The sequence below is a fragment of the Halorussus marinus genome (assembly GCF_004521895.1).
In the GTDB taxonomy this organism is placed as follows: Archaea; Halobacteriota; Halobacteria; order Halobacteriales; family Haladaptataceae; genus Halorussus; species Halorussus marinus.
Genome location: NZ_SBIR01000003.1, coordinates 62,474 through 75,377 on the forward strand (window position 1 = coordinate 62,474; position 12,904 = coordinate 75,377).

Consider the following 12,904-nt stretch of genomic DNA (forward strand, 5'->3'; position numbering starts at 1 on the left):
ACGTTTCTCCCACAGTCTCAAAAGTGCTTGTGGCGTCGCCGACACGTAGGAATCGGCGCCGGGAGTTTTGATTCGGCCGGGCCGACCGCGTTCAGGTCCAGTGGGCCTCGCCGGGCTGGTCGCGGAACACCGCCCGCTGGAGCAGGGCGACCGCCTTTTCGAGCCCCTCGTTCGAGCTGGTCAGCGAATCCTCGTGTTCGATCGAGAGCGCGCCGTCGTAGCCGATCATCCGCAGGGTGCTCACCACGTCCTTCCAGTGGTCCTCGCCGTGGCCGTAGCCGACCGACCGAAACAGCCACGACCGGTCGGCCTCCTCGTCGTACGGCGCGGTGTCGAGCACGCCCTTGTACCGCGAATTGGCCTCGTAGATCTTCGTGTCCTTGGCGTGGACGTGGTGGACGGCGTCGTGTTCGCCGAGGACGCGGATCGCGTCGGTCACGTCGATCCCCTGCCAGTAGAGGTGGCTCGGATCGAAGTTCGCGCCGACCCGGTCGTTGGTCGCCGCCCGCAATCTGAGCAGGCCGGTCGGCTCGTACACCAGCATGTTGGGGTGCATCTCGATCGCGAGGTCGACGCCCCTGTCGGCGGCGTATTCGGCGACCTCCGACCAGTAGGGGATCGCGACCTCCTCCCACTGGTACTCGTGGGCGTCGGCGTGCTCGGGGGGCCACGGCGCAGTGATCCAGTTGGGCACCTCGTCGTTCGGGCCGCCGGCGGGCAGTCCCGAGAAGCAGGTGACGGTTCCGACGTCGAGCTGGTCGGCGAGCTCGATCGCCTCCCGGAGCTCGGTGTCGGCCGCCGCGGCGGTCTCCTCGTCGGGGTGGAGCGGGTTGTTGTGGGTCGCGAGCGCGGAGATCCGCATCTCGTACTCGTCGAGGCGGTCGGCCAGCTCCCGCTGGGCCGCCTCGTCGTCGAGGTACTCCTCGCGGGGGAGGTGGTCGTCGCCCGGGTGGCCGCCGACGCCGGGCTCGACGGCGTCGACGCCGATGCCGTGGAGGTACGCCAGCGCGTCGTCGAGCGACTCGCCGTACAGCGGTGGTGTGTGAACGCCGATGTCCATACGCCCACTCCACCACGGACGGCGTGAATAAGATTACGGGGCGTCAGGTCTCCTCGACCAGCGTCACGTCGAGGCGCTGTTCGAGCGCCCGCACGACCGATCCGCCGACGTTCGCCTGATTCGCCCGCCCCTGCTCGACAGCGAGCAGGTCGTTTTCCGCGAGGTCGAGTTCCTCGGCTAACTCCTCGCGCTGGAGGCCCTCGTCCTGTCGGGCGCTCTCGACTGCCTCGCCGTAGTCGGCGACCAGATACGGGAGCGGGTCGTCGTCGTAGTTGGTGCCTTTCTCCTCCCAGTGAGTCGAATCGTCGTTGTAGACGCCGCTTGCCTTCGCGGTGTTCCGAGCCGCCCGGCGCTTGCGGTCGCCGTCGGTCTCGCGGCCGGTCGTCTTCGCGTTGTCGTTGTGCGAGTCCGCACACTCCGAGCAGACCCGGAGCTGGGCGCCCGCCACGTTGGCCTCGGTCAGCGAGTCGCTCGACGTGCCACAGAGTTCGCACGCGCCGCTGTCGCCACCGCCGGACGATCCGCCCGTGGAGTACTTCGCCATGAGGGCTATTACGCAGACGACGCATTTGAATACCGGGATTGTGATCGGGTCCCCGCCGCCGGAGTAAGATTCATACCGGTCCCGTTCGTAGTTAGATCGATACGCATGGAACCGGAGGGTTCGACCGACGCCGACGAAGCGGCGAACGAACCGGCGGTGAGCGTCGACGCCGGGTTCGACGCCATCGCGGACGCCAGACGCCGCTACGCGCTCTACTACCTCAGAGAGCGCGAGTCGGCGACGCTCGACGAGCTCGCGACCGTGGTGACCGGCTGGCTCGCCGCGCGGAACGACCCCGACGGTGCCGGGAGTCGGGCCGACCGCGACCGGACGCGGATCGACCTCCACCACGTCCAGTTGCCGACCCTCGCGTCGGCGGGCGTGATCAGCTACGACGACCAGACCGGCGGGGTCGAACTCGAATCCCTGCCGGCGTTCCTCGACGGCGTGCTCGACCAGTCGCTGGCCGACGAGCGGGCCGCCGCAGAACGCGAACGACGCGAATCGACCGACGAACGGGGGTAAGCCACCGAGACCATGACACTGGAGGCGTTTCTCGACGACGTCGCGGCGCGCGAGAAGACGATCACCGTGTACGCGCCCGAGCCCTACGAGCCCCTCGAAGCCCAGTTCGAGACGCGGAACGTCGCGATCGAACACGAACCGCTCCCCGACGACGGCTCGGGCGGGTTCGTCGTGGTGACCGAGGGAGGCGAGTTCGCCGGCTCGGTCGGGATCAACGCGGTCCGGGACCTGTTCGAAGTGCCGAACGGCAACGCGATCGTGGCGACCGACGCCACGCGGGCGCTGATGGATCTGCTCGCGGAGACGACGTTCGTGTCGTTCGACAAGCGCCGGATGCTGGGGGCCACCCGAGAGATCGAAGACCGGGCGTACCGGACCGGGACGGGGACGCTCCGGACGGGGTTTCAACGGTTCGACGCCCTCGCCGCCCAGCGGGAGGTCTACGAGTCGCTGGCCGCCAACTCCAGTCTCGACGTCCACGTCTACGCCCCCCGCGACTGGAGCGCCGAGGTCCCCGTGGCCGAGGGGCTCACGATCCACACGCCCCACGCGGCCGAGGTCGGCGCGTTCTGGTTCGTGGTGTTCGACGGGGGCGACGACCCCGAGCAGGCGTGTGCGCTCCTCGCGGCCGAGCGCGACGACGACCCCGGACGATTCCGGGGGTTCTGGACCTACGACTCCGAAGCGGTCGCGGACCTCGACGCCTACCTGTCGGCGGCGTACGGGAGCCCCCGAAAGCGATAGACCGAACTATCGGCGGCGACGAGTGGCGATCGATGACCGACTACTCGTTCGAGACCCAGATCGACGTCCGGTTCAGAGACCTCGACGCGATGGGACACGTCAACAACGCCGTGTACGCGACCTACATGGAGGAGGCCCGCACCGCCTACTTCGCGGCGGTGGTCGACAGGAATCTCTCGGAGACCCCTTCGGTGCTGGCGAACCTCGAACTCCAGTTTCGCCAGTCGGTCACGCTCGGCGACGACCTCACCGTCGCGGTCCGGGTGCCCGAACTCGGCGAGTCGTCGATCCCGATGGAGTACGAGATGCGGGTCGACGGCGAGGTGGCGGCGACCGGCGAGGCCGTCCAAGTGGTGATCGACCCCGACACGGAGTCGTCGCGACCGATCCCCGAGGAGTGGCGCGAGAAGATCGAAGCCTACGAAGGGCTGTAGCTCGCGGTCGCCGGCCTCGACAGCGGCCGCTCGGCGTTCTGGGCCCTCGACCGAACGTAGCGCTATCGCTCGGTACGTAACGTCCGAAGGAATTGTGCGTGGGTGCAGTCCCAAGGGACTCCACCTGCATCGTCCTCGGCGGCGACGCCGCCTCAGTATGCGATGCGTGGGACCGGATTTGAACCGGCGGACCCCTACGGGACAGCGCCCTCAACGCTGCGCCGTTGGCCTAGCTTGGCTACCCACGCTCGCTGTGTCTTACTGCACTCAATCGTAGACGCTACCCGAATAAAAGGCCTTTCGTTTCAACTCCGGGACGGCACGGCTACACACGCCGGCGCGAGCCGACACGGCAAGGCGTATTTGGAACCGGTTCCAACGCCCGACTATGCAACGATTCGTCGAGCGCAACGTCCCCGCCGTCGCCGGGGTGCTGTCGGTGGTCTCGCTCGCGCTGGTGTTCGCCGCCGCGCTTCAGGTCGTCCCCGCGGGCGTGTTACCGCGGGCGCCCGAGTCCGTGCTCGCGGCCATCCCGCACGTCAACGCCGCGATCAACGCCGTCGCGTTCGTCGTCGTCGCGGCGGCGTGGCGCGCGATCCGACGCGGGAACGTCGAGCGCCACCGGAAGGGGATGGCCGCGGGCGTCGCGCTGTTCGCGGCGTTCCTCGCGCTGTACCTCTACCGGGTCGCGCTTCTCGGACCGACGTCGTTCGAGGGACCGGCGATGATCGAGCAGTTCGTCTACTACCCGATCCTGGCGATTCACGTCGTGCTGGCGGTCGTCTGCGTCCCGCTTTTGTACTACGTCCTGCTACTTGCACTGACTCGCTCGACCGCCGAACTGTCGACGACGAACCACCCGCGCGTCGGCCGGGTCGCGGCGTCGCTGTGGCTGATCTCGTTCGACCTCGGGGTCGTGGTCTACCTGCTGCTCTACCTCTAGGGGTCGTCTCCGTAGGTCACCACCACCACCTCCCGCGCGTCAGCCCCCTCGCGGAAGTGTCGGCCCAACGATGAGGCCCGCGGTAACGATTGGGGCCGGTAGTCCGGGCGGGATTCGGGACGGAACTAATCGTCGGTGCCCGCGACGCCCCCGATCTCGGGCCGGGTGACCTCGCGGTCGGTCTCCTCGCCCTCGACGTCGTAGGGGTACTCGCCGGTGACACAGCCCAGACAGAGATCCGCCTGCGAGCGCCCGAGCGCCTCGGCGACCGCCTCCGTCGAGAGGTACGAGAGGCTGTCGGCCGCGATCGCCTCCCGGATCTCCTCGACCGACTTGTCGGCGGCGATGAGCTCCTCGCGGGTCGCCATGTCGATGCCCATGTAGCAGGGCGCGACGATCGGCGGCGCGCCGATCCGCATGTGGACCTCCTCGGCGCCGCAGTCCTTGAGCAGATCGACGAGCTGTGTCGAGGTCGTCCCGCGGACGATCGAGTCGTCGATCAGCGTGACCGTCTTGCCCTCGACGGTCGACTTGATGGGATTGAGCTTGAGCCGGACCGCCCGCTCGCGCTCGTCCTGCGTCGGCATGATGAACGTGCGACCGACGTAGCGGTTTTTCATCAGCCCCTCGGCGAACTCGACGCCCGACCCCTCTTCCTGTGCGGCCTCGGCGTAGCCGCTCGCGAACGCACGACCCGAGTCGGGGACCGGCATCACCACGTCGGTCTCGATGCCGCCCTCCTCCCAGAGCTGGCGGCCGAGCTCCCGGCGGACCTCGTAGACCAGCTCGTCGTCGATGACGCTGTCGGGCCGGGCGAAGTAGACGTGCTCGAAAAAGCAGTGGGCGGTGTTCTCACGCTCGAACAGCTGATAGGAGTCGAACCCCTCGCCGCCGGGCTGGAGGACGACGAGTTCGCCGGGTCTCACGTCCCGGACGAGTTCGCCGTCGAGGGTGTCGATGGCGGCCGACTCGCTGGCGAGGACGTAGCCGTCTTCGAGTTCGCCGATACAGAGCGGTCGGTTGCCCTCGGGGTCCCGGACGCCGAGGACGGTGTCGTCGTGGGTGATCGTCAGCGAATACGAGCCGTGGATGCGACCCATGGTCCGCTTGACCGCGCGGACGAGGTCGGATTCGAGGAGGTTGCGCGCGAGGTCGTGGGCGATGACTTCGGTGTCGCCGTCGCTGGTGAACGCGTGGCCCTGCGCGGCGAGTTCCTCGCGGACCTCGTCGGCGTTGACGAGGTTGCCGTTGTGACTCAGGCCGAGCGCGCCGCTCTTGAACGAGACGGTGAACGGCTGGGCGCAGGACTTGTTGACGCTCCCGGCGGTCGGATACCGGACGTGACCGATGCCGGCGCTCCCCCGGAGGTCCGCGATGTCGTCCTCGCCGAAGGCGTCGCCGACCAGCCCCATCTCGACGTGGCTGTGCTGTTGGAACCCGTCGTGGGTGACGATGCCCGCCGACTCCTGCCCGCGGTGCTGGAGGGCGTACAGCGAGTAGTAGAGCGGGCGTGCGGCGTCGCGCTCTTCGAGCGAGACCCCGACGACGCCGCATTTCTCGGTCGGACCCGAATGGGTCGCGTCCCGGCCGTTTGGCATGGACGATTGTAAGGGAGTCCGGTAGTAAAAACCCTCGCTATCGTGTCGAAATCGCTCCTTCTCGGTCGGGATGTGCCCACGTTCGTGGATAGTCCGCCGCGGCGACCGCGTCCCCGAGACCGCGCCCCGGACGACGGAGCCGCGGCTGGCCGATCGATTCACCGAGAAGATGCGCCCGATCCGGCGGCGTCTACTCGCCAGCCTTGCTCTGCCACTCGTAGTCGCGGCGCTTGCTCGACTTGCCGAAGCCGCACGACGAGCACTCTTTCTTCTTGACGTGATACGACTTTTCGCCACAGCGACGACACTTGACGTGGGTCGTCGTGTTCTTCTTCCCCTGGCTCGGGGTGCCTGCACCAGTCATGGGTTAATCGACACGAGGTTGTCGCCGCGTATAATCGTTGTGTCTTCCTCCGCGGTGTCTTCCAGCACGAGATTCATGTGCTGGTCGTAGCCGGTCAGCGTCCCCACGAACTCCTCGCCGCCTTTCAGGCGCACCGTGACCTCCTCGTCGAGGGAGGCCTCCAGTACGTCGAGCGGTCGTCCACTCATACCATTAGCGGCACCCGTCGAACTCTTAAACGTACCGGTAGATGGCTCCCTAAAGTAAGTTTCAGTGGTCGGATTTTTGATGTAATCGGGCGCCGGACGGCTCACCCCGAGGGGACCGTCGGGGTTTTTTATCGGCGGGCGTTACGAACGGTCGTGAACGTACGCGGGACGGTCGTAGAGGCCGGCGAGGTCCGGAGCGTCAGCACGCAGTACGGCGAGCGCGACCTCGCGGAGGTGACCGTGCGGACCGACGAGGGACCGGAGTCGGTGACGCTGTGGGGCAAGTGGACCGAGTCGGCCGAGTTGCTCGACGCCGGGATGGAACTGCTCGTCACGGACGTCGAGGAAAGCGAGTACCGGGGCGAGACCACCTACGCGACCGGCTCGGAGTCGTACGTCGTCGTCGAGCCCGCCTTCCTCGTCGACGTGACCGACGTGCGCTCGTGGGTCCAGTGTCCCCGGATGTACTACCTCAACAAGCTCTCGGGGATCCCGCTGGCGTACCCGGTGGTCAAGGGGACCATCGTCCACGAGGTGTTCGGCGACCTGCTTCGGGGCCGGGACCTCGACGAGAGCATCGACGAGCGGGTCGCGGACGCGGGGCTCGAACTCGGCCTGCTGGGTCGGGACCGCGAGGCGGTCGTCGATGAGGTCCGCCAGAACGCCGCCGCGATCGAGGGGTGGCTCGCGCAGGGCGCGCTGACCGAGAGCGACGACTGGCGGAGCGAACAACTGCTGGTCAGCGAGCGGTTCGGCATCAAGGGTCGGGCCGACGCGCTCCGGCGCGGGATGCCCGTCGAGCTCAAGACCGGCAAGAACCTCAAGCGCGACCCGCGGTTTCAGGACAAGATTCAGGCCGCCTGTTACGCGCTCTTGCTCCGCGAAAAGGGCGTGCCGGTCGACACCGGGACGCTACTCTACACCAAAAACTCCGCGCTCGACCGGGGCGAGGAGTCGGGGGATCTCTCGCCCGCCAAGGAGTTCTCGGTCGGCGACGGCCTGCTCGACTTCGTGGTCCGGACCCGCAACGAGATCGCGGCGATGGAACACGACTTCGGGGTCCCGACCGGGTACGAAGCCGACGCTGTCTGTGAGTACTGCTTCGAACAGGACACCTGCATGGTGGTATCCGGACGGCTCGATCAGGAGTCGAAGGCGGGACGGATCGGCGACCCGATCCCGGAGGACGAACGCGAGTACTTCGACCGGATGTACCGGCTCATCGAGGCCGAGCGCCGGGCGACCCACGCCGAGTACGCCAAGCTCTGGGAGCAGACCGCGGCCGAGCGCGCCGACGACGACCGGGCGCTCGTCGACCTCGACCCCGCCGGTCGCCGCCAGCTCGAGGGCGGTCGGTGGGAACTGCGCGCGAGCCGAACCGACGGCGCGGTGTCGAAGATCCGGGAGGGCGACGTGGTGCTCGCCAGCGACGGCGACCCCGTCGACGGCCACGCCGAGCTCGGTCGCGTGGAGCGGTTGGACGAGGAGATCGTGGTCACCGCCGACGAGCCGGTCGAGCTCCGGCGCCTCGACGTCTACCCCTCGGAGCTGTCGGCCGACCGGATGCTCACGGCGCTCCACGACTTCCTGCTGAAGGGCGACCCTCGCCGGAAGGACGTGCTGTTCGGGCGGGCCGACCCGGAGTTCGCGGACGGCGAGGCGCGACGCGCCTCGGGGCGATCGAGCGGGCAACGCCCGCGAGACAACCGATCCGAGACCTACATCGACAACAACGACGCCCAGAACGACGCGGTCGCCCTCGCGGTCGGCGCCGAGGACTTCGCGCTGGTCCACGGGCCGCCCGGCACGGGCAAGACCTACACCATCGCGCGGACGATTCGCGCGCTGGTCGAGGACGGCGAGCGGGTGCTCCTCTCGGCGTTTACCAACCGCGCGGTCGACAACGCGCTCGAAGCGCTCCGCGATCAGGGCTTCGAGGACATCGTGCGAGTCGGCACCGAGAGCGGCGTCCGCGCGGACATGCAGGACGTGCGCTTAGAGCAGGCCGGCGACCCGGGCGAGCGCGTCGCCGAGCTCCGGGACGCGAGCGTGGTCGCCGCGACGACCGCGACCTGCGGCTCGCGGGTCATGCGCGAACAGCAGTTCGACGTGGCGCTGGTCGACGAGGCCTCCCAGCTCACCGAGCCCAACACGCTCGCGGCGACGAACCTCGCCGATCGGTTCGTGCTGGTCGGCGACCACGAGCAGTTGCCGCCGGTCGTCCGAACCGAGGACGAACCGCCGGACGGTTCGGACCGCCCGAGCGAGGAGGTACCCAGCGACGCCCCGGGAGCGTCCGGGCTCTCGCGGTCGCTGTTTGAGCGACTCATCGAGCGCTACCCCGAGGCGGGCGTGATGCTCGACCGCCAGTACCGGATGGCCCAGCGGATCCAGGCGTTCTCCTCCCGGGAGTTCTACGACGGCGACCTCCGGCCGGCCTCCGGCGAGGTCGCGGCCCAGACGCTCGCAGACCTGCCCGGCGTCGACGAAACCGCCCTCCCGTCCGAACTCCGGGGCGTCTCGTTCGTCGATCCGGACGGTCGGGCCGACGGCAACACCAACCCCGTCGAGGCCGACCGCATCGCGGAGGCGGTCGAGACGTACCTCGCGGCGGGGGTCGACCCCGACCAGATCGGGGTCATCGCGCCGTTCCGGGCGCAGGTCGCCGAGATCGGCCGGCGCGTGCCCGAGTCGGTGACCGTCGACACCGTCGATCGGTTTCAGGGGTCGAGCAAGGAGGTCGTCGTGGTCTCGTTCGTGGCGACCGGCGATCTCGGGAGTCCGATCTTCGAGGACCACCGCCGGGTGAACGTGGCGCTCTCGCGGGCGAAGAAGGCCCTGGTGCTTGTGGGCGACGAGTCGGCGCTCCGGAGCACGGACCTCTACGCCCGGATGGTCGAGTGGGCCTCCTGACCGGAGCGTCGGCCGACGTACCGACGGGCCCGTTCACGAGGCCGGCGGCCCACGAGGTCCGAGACTCCACCGAACTCATTACCCGCGACCTCCTACGACCGGCCATGAGAGACGAAGACGAGATCCGCGAGCAGTACGAGTTCCTGCAAGAACACCTCGACGACGAGGACATGCGCCACGAGGGGGTCCGAGAAATGTTCACGTACTACAAGCGGGCGCTCGGCTGGGTGCTCGAAGAAGAGCACATTTAGGGAACCGAAATCTCCGCCGGAGATGCCTCGAAAACGTAGGTCAGCCGCGGAACCGGTACGGTTGACCGTGGTCGGTAGTCTTAAGTGGTTACGGGGTTTTGTTGCAAGTGACGCTTCGCTTGGAGGGCCGAAGCGTCAGCGGGGACCAATTCAGGGCGGCAAGCGGTTCGCGGGGCTTTTTCACCCCCGCGCTATCCGCTTTCCTTTCCGTATTCGATTTTCGAGAGCGGACGCGCCGTCGTGATCGCCGCCGACCGTCGTCCGAAGGCTTCGATCGTCAGTCGTAACTGAGTCGGCCGACGCGCCGGGCCGCGATCGCGGGGGCCGTCACCTACTTTTCGCTCGCAGACCTACCTCGGACGTTACCGATGCACGACCTGACGGGATTCCAACGAGACCTGCTGTACGTCATCGCCGGGCGCGACGAACCGCACGGACTCGCGATCAAAGACGAACTCGAATCGTACTACGAGAAAGAAATTCACCACGGCCGACTCTACCCCAACCTCGACACGCTGGTCGACAAAGGGCTGGTCGAGAAGGGCCAGCGCGACCGCCGCACCAACTACTACACGCTCACCCGTCGGGGAACGCGGGAGATCGAGGCCCGCCGCGAGTGGGAAGCCCAGTACGTCGAGCCGAACGTCGAAGCCTGAGGGCGGGCGCCGCATCTGGCGCGTTCGGCGAGCGAGTCCCGATCACCGATCGTCGGTCGCGCCCGGGGGGGTTTCGGCGTCGCCGTCGCCGGCCTCGGCTCCGTCGTCGCCCTCGTCGGCGGAGGCCGCGTCGGGCGCGTCGGCGGTCGAGACGTCGTCGGCGCCCCCGGCCGTCGCCGTCGGATCGGCGGGCTCGAAGAGGTACGTCGGGTCGACCGCCCACGGCCGGATCGGCTCGCCCGCGATGAGTTCGGGCAACACGATCCGGACGAAGTGGATGACAAGCACCAAGATCAGCGGGCCGAGGAAGATGCCGTACCACCCGAACAATAGCGGGCCGAGGATGTACGCCAGCATGACCAGACCGACGTGGAGGTCTCGGCCCGAGACGTACGGTCGGAGCACGAGGTCAGGGATCGAGTCGACGACGACGAACGAGACCGCGAAAAACAGCGCCGGGAACCAGAGGAACTCGGGGGCGCCGACCCCGGTCTCGACGCCGAGGTACCCCGCGACCGGGAAGTAGACGAGTTTCATCCCGACGACCGGAATCAGGCTGGCCGCGCCCGTCAGGAGTCCGATCAACGTGGGGTACGGCACGCCGAGCCCCGCCGGCGCGAACAGGTTCAAGACGTTGTACGCCGCCGCCCCGATGGTGCCCGTGAACAGCGCGTTCAGGATGTTGCCGAAGAAGATGCTGTTGAAATCGCGGTCGACCGCGGTGGCGTACGCGGCGAACACGCCGCCGTCGTCGGCGAACTGCCGCCGGACGTACCGCGAGAGCCTGTGGTCGTCTCGGAGCAGGTAGAACGCGATGGCGATCATCACGAACAGGTGGAGCAGTCCGATGCCGACGACGCCGACGTACTGGAGCGCCGACAGCCCCACGTCCCGAATGAGTTCGGTGTTCGGGTCCGCGAGGATGTCCTCGGGACGTAGCGCCACCGTCGAGGCGTTGACGTACGGCTGGACCTGCGTCCAGACCCCCGAGATGTCGGCCGGGACCGCCTCGATTTCCCGGAGGCGATCGTACGCGCGAGCGAACTCCTGAAGCCCGATCGCGACGGTGTAGACCACCAACAGCAACACCGGGAGCGCGAGCGCGAACAGCGAGATGGCGGTCGCGACGCTCGGCGGGCCGATCCGCCGGCGGATCCGCCGGTACACCGGCCGGGTGGCGTAGTAGATGAAGATGCCGAACACGAAGGTGCCGACGAACGAGTAGACCACGTAGAAGACCGCCGCCAAGAGCGCGAGGCCGACGATCCACCACGCGGTCCGGGCTCGGTCGATGTCGAGATCGACGTCCATACCACCCAGAGGGTGTCGCCGGGACAAAAATGTTCGCCGAGAGTGAACTATCGCCGGCAGTGAGTTTTTAACCGACCGCGTACTTAGCTTTCCGAAGTGCAGGGTGTCGCAGAAACCGTCGCGTCGGCTCCGCTCGACGACGAAGTCGTGCGTATCGCGATCGCGGGAGCGCTGGGGCTGTTTCTGGGACTGGAGCGAGAGTGGTCCCACAAGCCCGCCGGAATCCGGACGTTCACGCTCATCACCCTGCTCGGGGCGGTGTTCACGCTGCTCGACCGGGACGTGTTGCTCTTGCTCGGGGGCCTGCTGGTCATCGTTCAGGGCGTCCTGCTCGCGGTCAAGGGCCTGACCGGCGAGGAAGAGGAGGGGCTGGCGCTGACGACCTCCGTGTCGATGCTGGTGGGGTTCGGCGTCGGTGCGCTCGTGATGGACGGATACATCATCGTCGGCGTCACGGTGGCCGTGCTGTCGTCGCTGCTGCTCGTGCTCAAGCGCGAACTCCACAGCCTCGCGTGGGGGCTCTCGCGCGAGGAACTCCGGTCGGCGGTCGAGTTCGCGATCCTCGCGTTCGTCATCTACCCGCTGTTGCCCGACCGGGAGTTCGCCTTTGGGGTCCAGCCCCGGGTCGTGTGGCTGATGGTGGTGACAGTCGCGGCCATCGGCATCGTCAACTACGCGGTAGTCGAGACCTACGGTGGTCGGGGCATCGCGGTCACCGGCTTCTTCGGCGGGCTCGCGTCCTCGACCGCGGTGGTCGGGACGATGCTCGATCACGTCAGCCAGCGCCCCGAGGCCGCCTCCTACGGGGTGGCGGCCATCCTGCTGGCCGACGCCGCGATGGCGGTCCGGAACCTCGCGATCGCGCTCGCGTTCACCGTCGGTCGGGACGCTCCGGTGCTGTACGGTGCGGTGTTGCCCCTCGGGGCGGTGATTCTGGGGAGCGTCGCCATCGCGGCCTACACCGCCGAGTGGTCCGAGCAGGTCGACATCGACCTCGAGAGCCCGTTCTCGCTCCGGAACTCCCTGAGCTTCGGCGCCATCTTCCTGCTGGTCATCGTCGCCGGCGCGGTGGCCCAACAGCAGTTTGGCTCCGCCGGGTTCTACGTCACCGCGCTGCTGTCGGGGCTGGTCTCCAGCGCGGGTGTGACCTCCTCGGCGGTGTTGCTCTACATCGGCGGGAACCTCGACTCCCAGACCGCGGTGCTCGGCATCCTGCTGGCGACCGCCTCCTCGATCACGGTCAAGGCCGCGCTCACCCTGACGGCGCCCAATCGGTCGTTCGCCTACCGGGTCACGGCGTGGAGCGGGGTGTTGCTCGCGGGGTCGGCCGTGGCCGCGGTGTTGGCCGTGATGTGAAGTTCGTATCGTCGCTC

The 12,904-nt window shown here is 68.0% G+C and carries 14 protein-coding genes and 1 tRNA gene; 8 read left to right on the forward strand and 7 right to left on the reverse strand.

What is annotated here, in order from left to right:
• Positions 1 to 91 precede the first annotated feature (91 nt).
• On the reverse strand, positions 92 to 1,060 hold the full coding sequence (locus EPL04_RS04450; RefSeq protein WP_134669817.1) for a sugar phosphate isomerase/epimerase family protein: 969 nt from the start codon (positions 1,058 to 1,060) through the stop codon (positions 92 to 94).
• 43 nt (positions 1,061 to 1,103) lie between these two features.
• A complete protein-coding gene (locus EPL04_RS04455) occupies positions 1,104 to 1,604 on the reverse strand; it encodes a helix-turn-helix domain-containing protein (protein ID WP_134669819.1) in 501 nt (166 codons plus the stop codon).
• Between the two features lie 105 nt (positions 1,605 to 1,709).
• On the opposite strand from EPL04_RS04455, the gene EPL04_RS04460 reads away from it, so the two are divergent.
• Genes EPL04_RS04460 through EPL04_RS04470 form a run of 3 tightly spaced genes read left to right on the forward strand, consistent with a single transcriptional unit; the run spans position 1,710 to position 3,307 of the window.
• Entirely contained in the window at positions 1,710 to 2,129 is a 420-nt protein-coding gene (locus EPL04_RS04460; RefSeq protein WP_134669821.1) for a DUF7344 domain-containing protein, read from the forward strand.
• Between the two features lie 12 nt (positions 2,130 to 2,141).
• Positions 2,142 to 2,873: a DICT sensory domain-containing protein gene (locus EPL04_RS04465; RefSeq protein WP_134669823.1), complete on the forward strand. Its 732-nt coding sequence runs from the start codon at positions 2,142 to 2,144 to the stop codon at positions 2,871 to 2,873.
• Between the two features lie 32 nt (positions 2,874 to 2,905).
• Positions 2,906 to 3,307 (forward strand): acyl-CoA thioesterase, encoded by a 402-nt coding sequence (locus EPL04_RS04470; RefSeq protein WP_134669825.1) that lies wholly within the window; start codon positions 2,906 to 2,908, stop codon positions 3,305 to 3,307.
• Positions 3,308 to 3,470: 163 nt separating this feature from the next.
• Here the strand turns inward: EPL04_RS04470 and EPL04_RS04475 are convergent.
• Positions 3,471 to 3,555 (reverse strand) — tRNA-Leu (locus EPL04_RS04475).
• Between the two features lie 140 nt (positions 3,556 to 3,695).
• Between EPL04_RS04475 and EPL04_RS04480 the strand changes: the two genes are divergently transcribed.
• Complete coding sequence (locus tag EPL04_RS04480) at positions 3,696 to 4,250, forward strand: DUF420 domain-containing protein (protein WP_134669827.1); 555 nt, start codon at positions 3,696 to 3,698, stop codon at positions 4,248 to 4,250.
• Between the two features lie 125 nt (positions 4,251 to 4,375).
• On the opposite strand, the gene purF is transcribed toward EPL04_RS04480, so the two are convergent.
• The 3 genes from purF to EPL04_RS04495 all read right to left on the reverse strand — a co-directional run bounded on the left by purF (position 4,376) and on the right by EPL04_RS04495 (position 6,400).
• Positions 4,376 to 5,848, reverse strand: coding sequence for an amidophosphoribosyltransferase (gene purF, locus EPL04_RS04485; protein WP_134669829.1), 1,473 nt, complete (start codon positions 5,846 to 5,848; stop codon positions 4,376 to 4,378).
• Positions 5,849 to 6,038: 190 nt separating this feature from the next.
• Positions 6,039 to 6,212 (reverse strand): 50S ribosomal protein L37e, encoded by a 174-nt coding sequence (locus tag EPL04_RS04490; protein WP_134669831.1) that lies wholly within the window; start codon positions 6,210 to 6,212, stop codon positions 6,039 to 6,041.
• The gene (locus EPL04_RS04495) at positions 6,209 to 6,400 is read right to left on the reverse strand and encodes an LSM domain-containing protein (RefSeq protein ID WP_134669833.1); all 192 of its coding nucleotides are present in this window, start codon (positions 6,398 to 6,400) and stop codon (positions 6,209 to 6,211) included. Before EPL04_RS04495 ends, EPL04_RS04490 begins: the two co-directional genes overlap by 4 nt.
• A 153-nt stretch (positions 6,401 to 6,553) precedes the next feature.
• Between EPL04_RS04495 and EPL04_RS04500 the strand changes: the two genes are divergently transcribed.
• From EPL04_RS04500 to EPL04_RS04505, 3 genes are all read left to right on the forward strand, one after another.
• Positions 6,554 to 9,313, forward strand: coding sequence for an AAA domain-containing protein (locus EPL04_RS04500; protein WP_134669835.1), 2,760 nt, complete (start codon positions 6,554 to 6,556; stop codon positions 9,311 to 9,313).
• Between the two features lie 104 nt (positions 9,314 to 9,417).
• Positions 9,418 to 9,564 carry a hypothetical protein gene (locus EPL04_RS18645; RefSeq protein WP_167599415.1) on the forward strand — a complete coding sequence of 49 codons (147 nt, stop codon included), beginning with the start codon at positions 9,418 to 9,420 and terminating at the stop codon, positions 9,562 to 9,564.
• Between the two features lie 368 nt (positions 9,565 to 9,932).
• Positions 9,933 to 10,220 carry a PadR family transcriptional regulator gene (locus tag EPL04_RS04505; RefSeq protein WP_134669837.1) on the forward strand — a complete coding sequence of 96 codons (288 nt, stop codon included), beginning with the start codon at positions 9,933 to 9,935 and terminating at the stop codon, positions 10,218 to 10,220.
• Between the two features lie 42 nt (positions 10,221 to 10,262).
• Here EPL04_RS04505 and EPL04_RS04510 read toward each other — a convergent pair whose 3' ends face one another.
• Positions 10,263 to 11,531, reverse strand: coding sequence for an AI-2E family transporter (locus tag EPL04_RS04510; RefSeq protein WP_134669839.1), 1,269 nt, complete (start codon positions 11,529 to 11,531; stop codon positions 10,263 to 10,265).
• Between the two features lie 96 nt (positions 11,532 to 11,627).
• Between EPL04_RS04510 and EPL04_RS04515 the strand changes: the two genes are divergently transcribed.
• Positions 11,628 to 12,887 (forward strand): MgtC/SapB family protein, encoded by a 1,260-nt coding sequence (locus EPL04_RS04515; RefSeq protein WP_134669841.1) that lies wholly within the window; start codon positions 11,628 to 11,630, stop codon positions 12,885 to 12,887.
• Positions 12,888 to 12,904: the final 17 nt, after the last annotated feature.

Excerpts from the sequence above, each read along its gene's own strand:
- purF (WP_134669829.1), bottom strand. The coding sequence starts at position 5,848 with ATGCCAAACGGCCGGGACGCGACCCATTCGGGTCCGACCGAGAAATGC.
- EPL04_RS04470 (WP_134669825.1), top strand. The coding sequence starts at position 2,906 with ATGACCGACTACTCGTTCGAGACCCAGATCGACGTCCGGTTCAGAGAC.
- EPL04_RS04490 (WP_134669831.1), bottom strand. The coding sequence starts at position 6,212 with ATGACTGGTGCAGGCACCCCGAGCCAGGGGAAGAAGAACACGACGACC.
- EPL04_RS04505 (WP_134669837.1), top strand. The coding sequence starts at position 9,933 with ATGCACGACCTGACGGGATTCCAACGAGACCTGCTGTACGTCATCGCC.
- EPL04_RS18645 (WP_167599415.1), top strand. The coding sequence starts at position 9,418 with ATGAGAGACGAAGACGAGATCCGCGAGCAGTACGAGTTCCTGCAAGAA.
- EPL04_RS04450 (WP_134669817.1), bottom strand. The coding sequence starts at position 1,060 with ATGGACATCGGCGTTCACACACCACCGCTGTACGGCGAGTCGCTCGAC.
- EPL04_RS04495 (WP_134669833.1), bottom strand. The coding sequence starts at position 6,400 with ATGAGTGGACGACCGCTCGACGTACTGGAGGCCTCCCTCGACGAGGAG.
- EPL04_RS04510 (WP_134669839.1), bottom strand. The coding sequence starts at position 11,531 with ATGGACGTCGATCTCGACATCGACCGAGCCCGGACCGCGTGGTGGATC.
- EPL04_RS04480 (WP_134669827.1), top strand. The coding sequence starts at position 3,696 with ATGCAACGATTCGTCGAGCGCAACGTCCCCGCCGTCGCCGGGGTGCTG.
- EPL04_RS04460 (WP_134669821.1), top strand. The coding sequence starts at position 1,710 with ATGGAACCGGAGGGTTCGACCGACGCCGACGAAGCGGCGAACGAACCG.
- EPL04_RS04465 (WP_134669823.1), top strand. The coding sequence starts at position 2,142 with ATGACACTGGAGGCGTTTCTCGACGACGTCGCGGCGCGCGAGAAGACG.
- EPL04_RS04455 (WP_134669819.1), bottom strand. The coding sequence starts at position 1,604 with ATGGCGAAGTACTCCACGGGCGGATCGTCCGGCGGTGGCGACAGCGGC.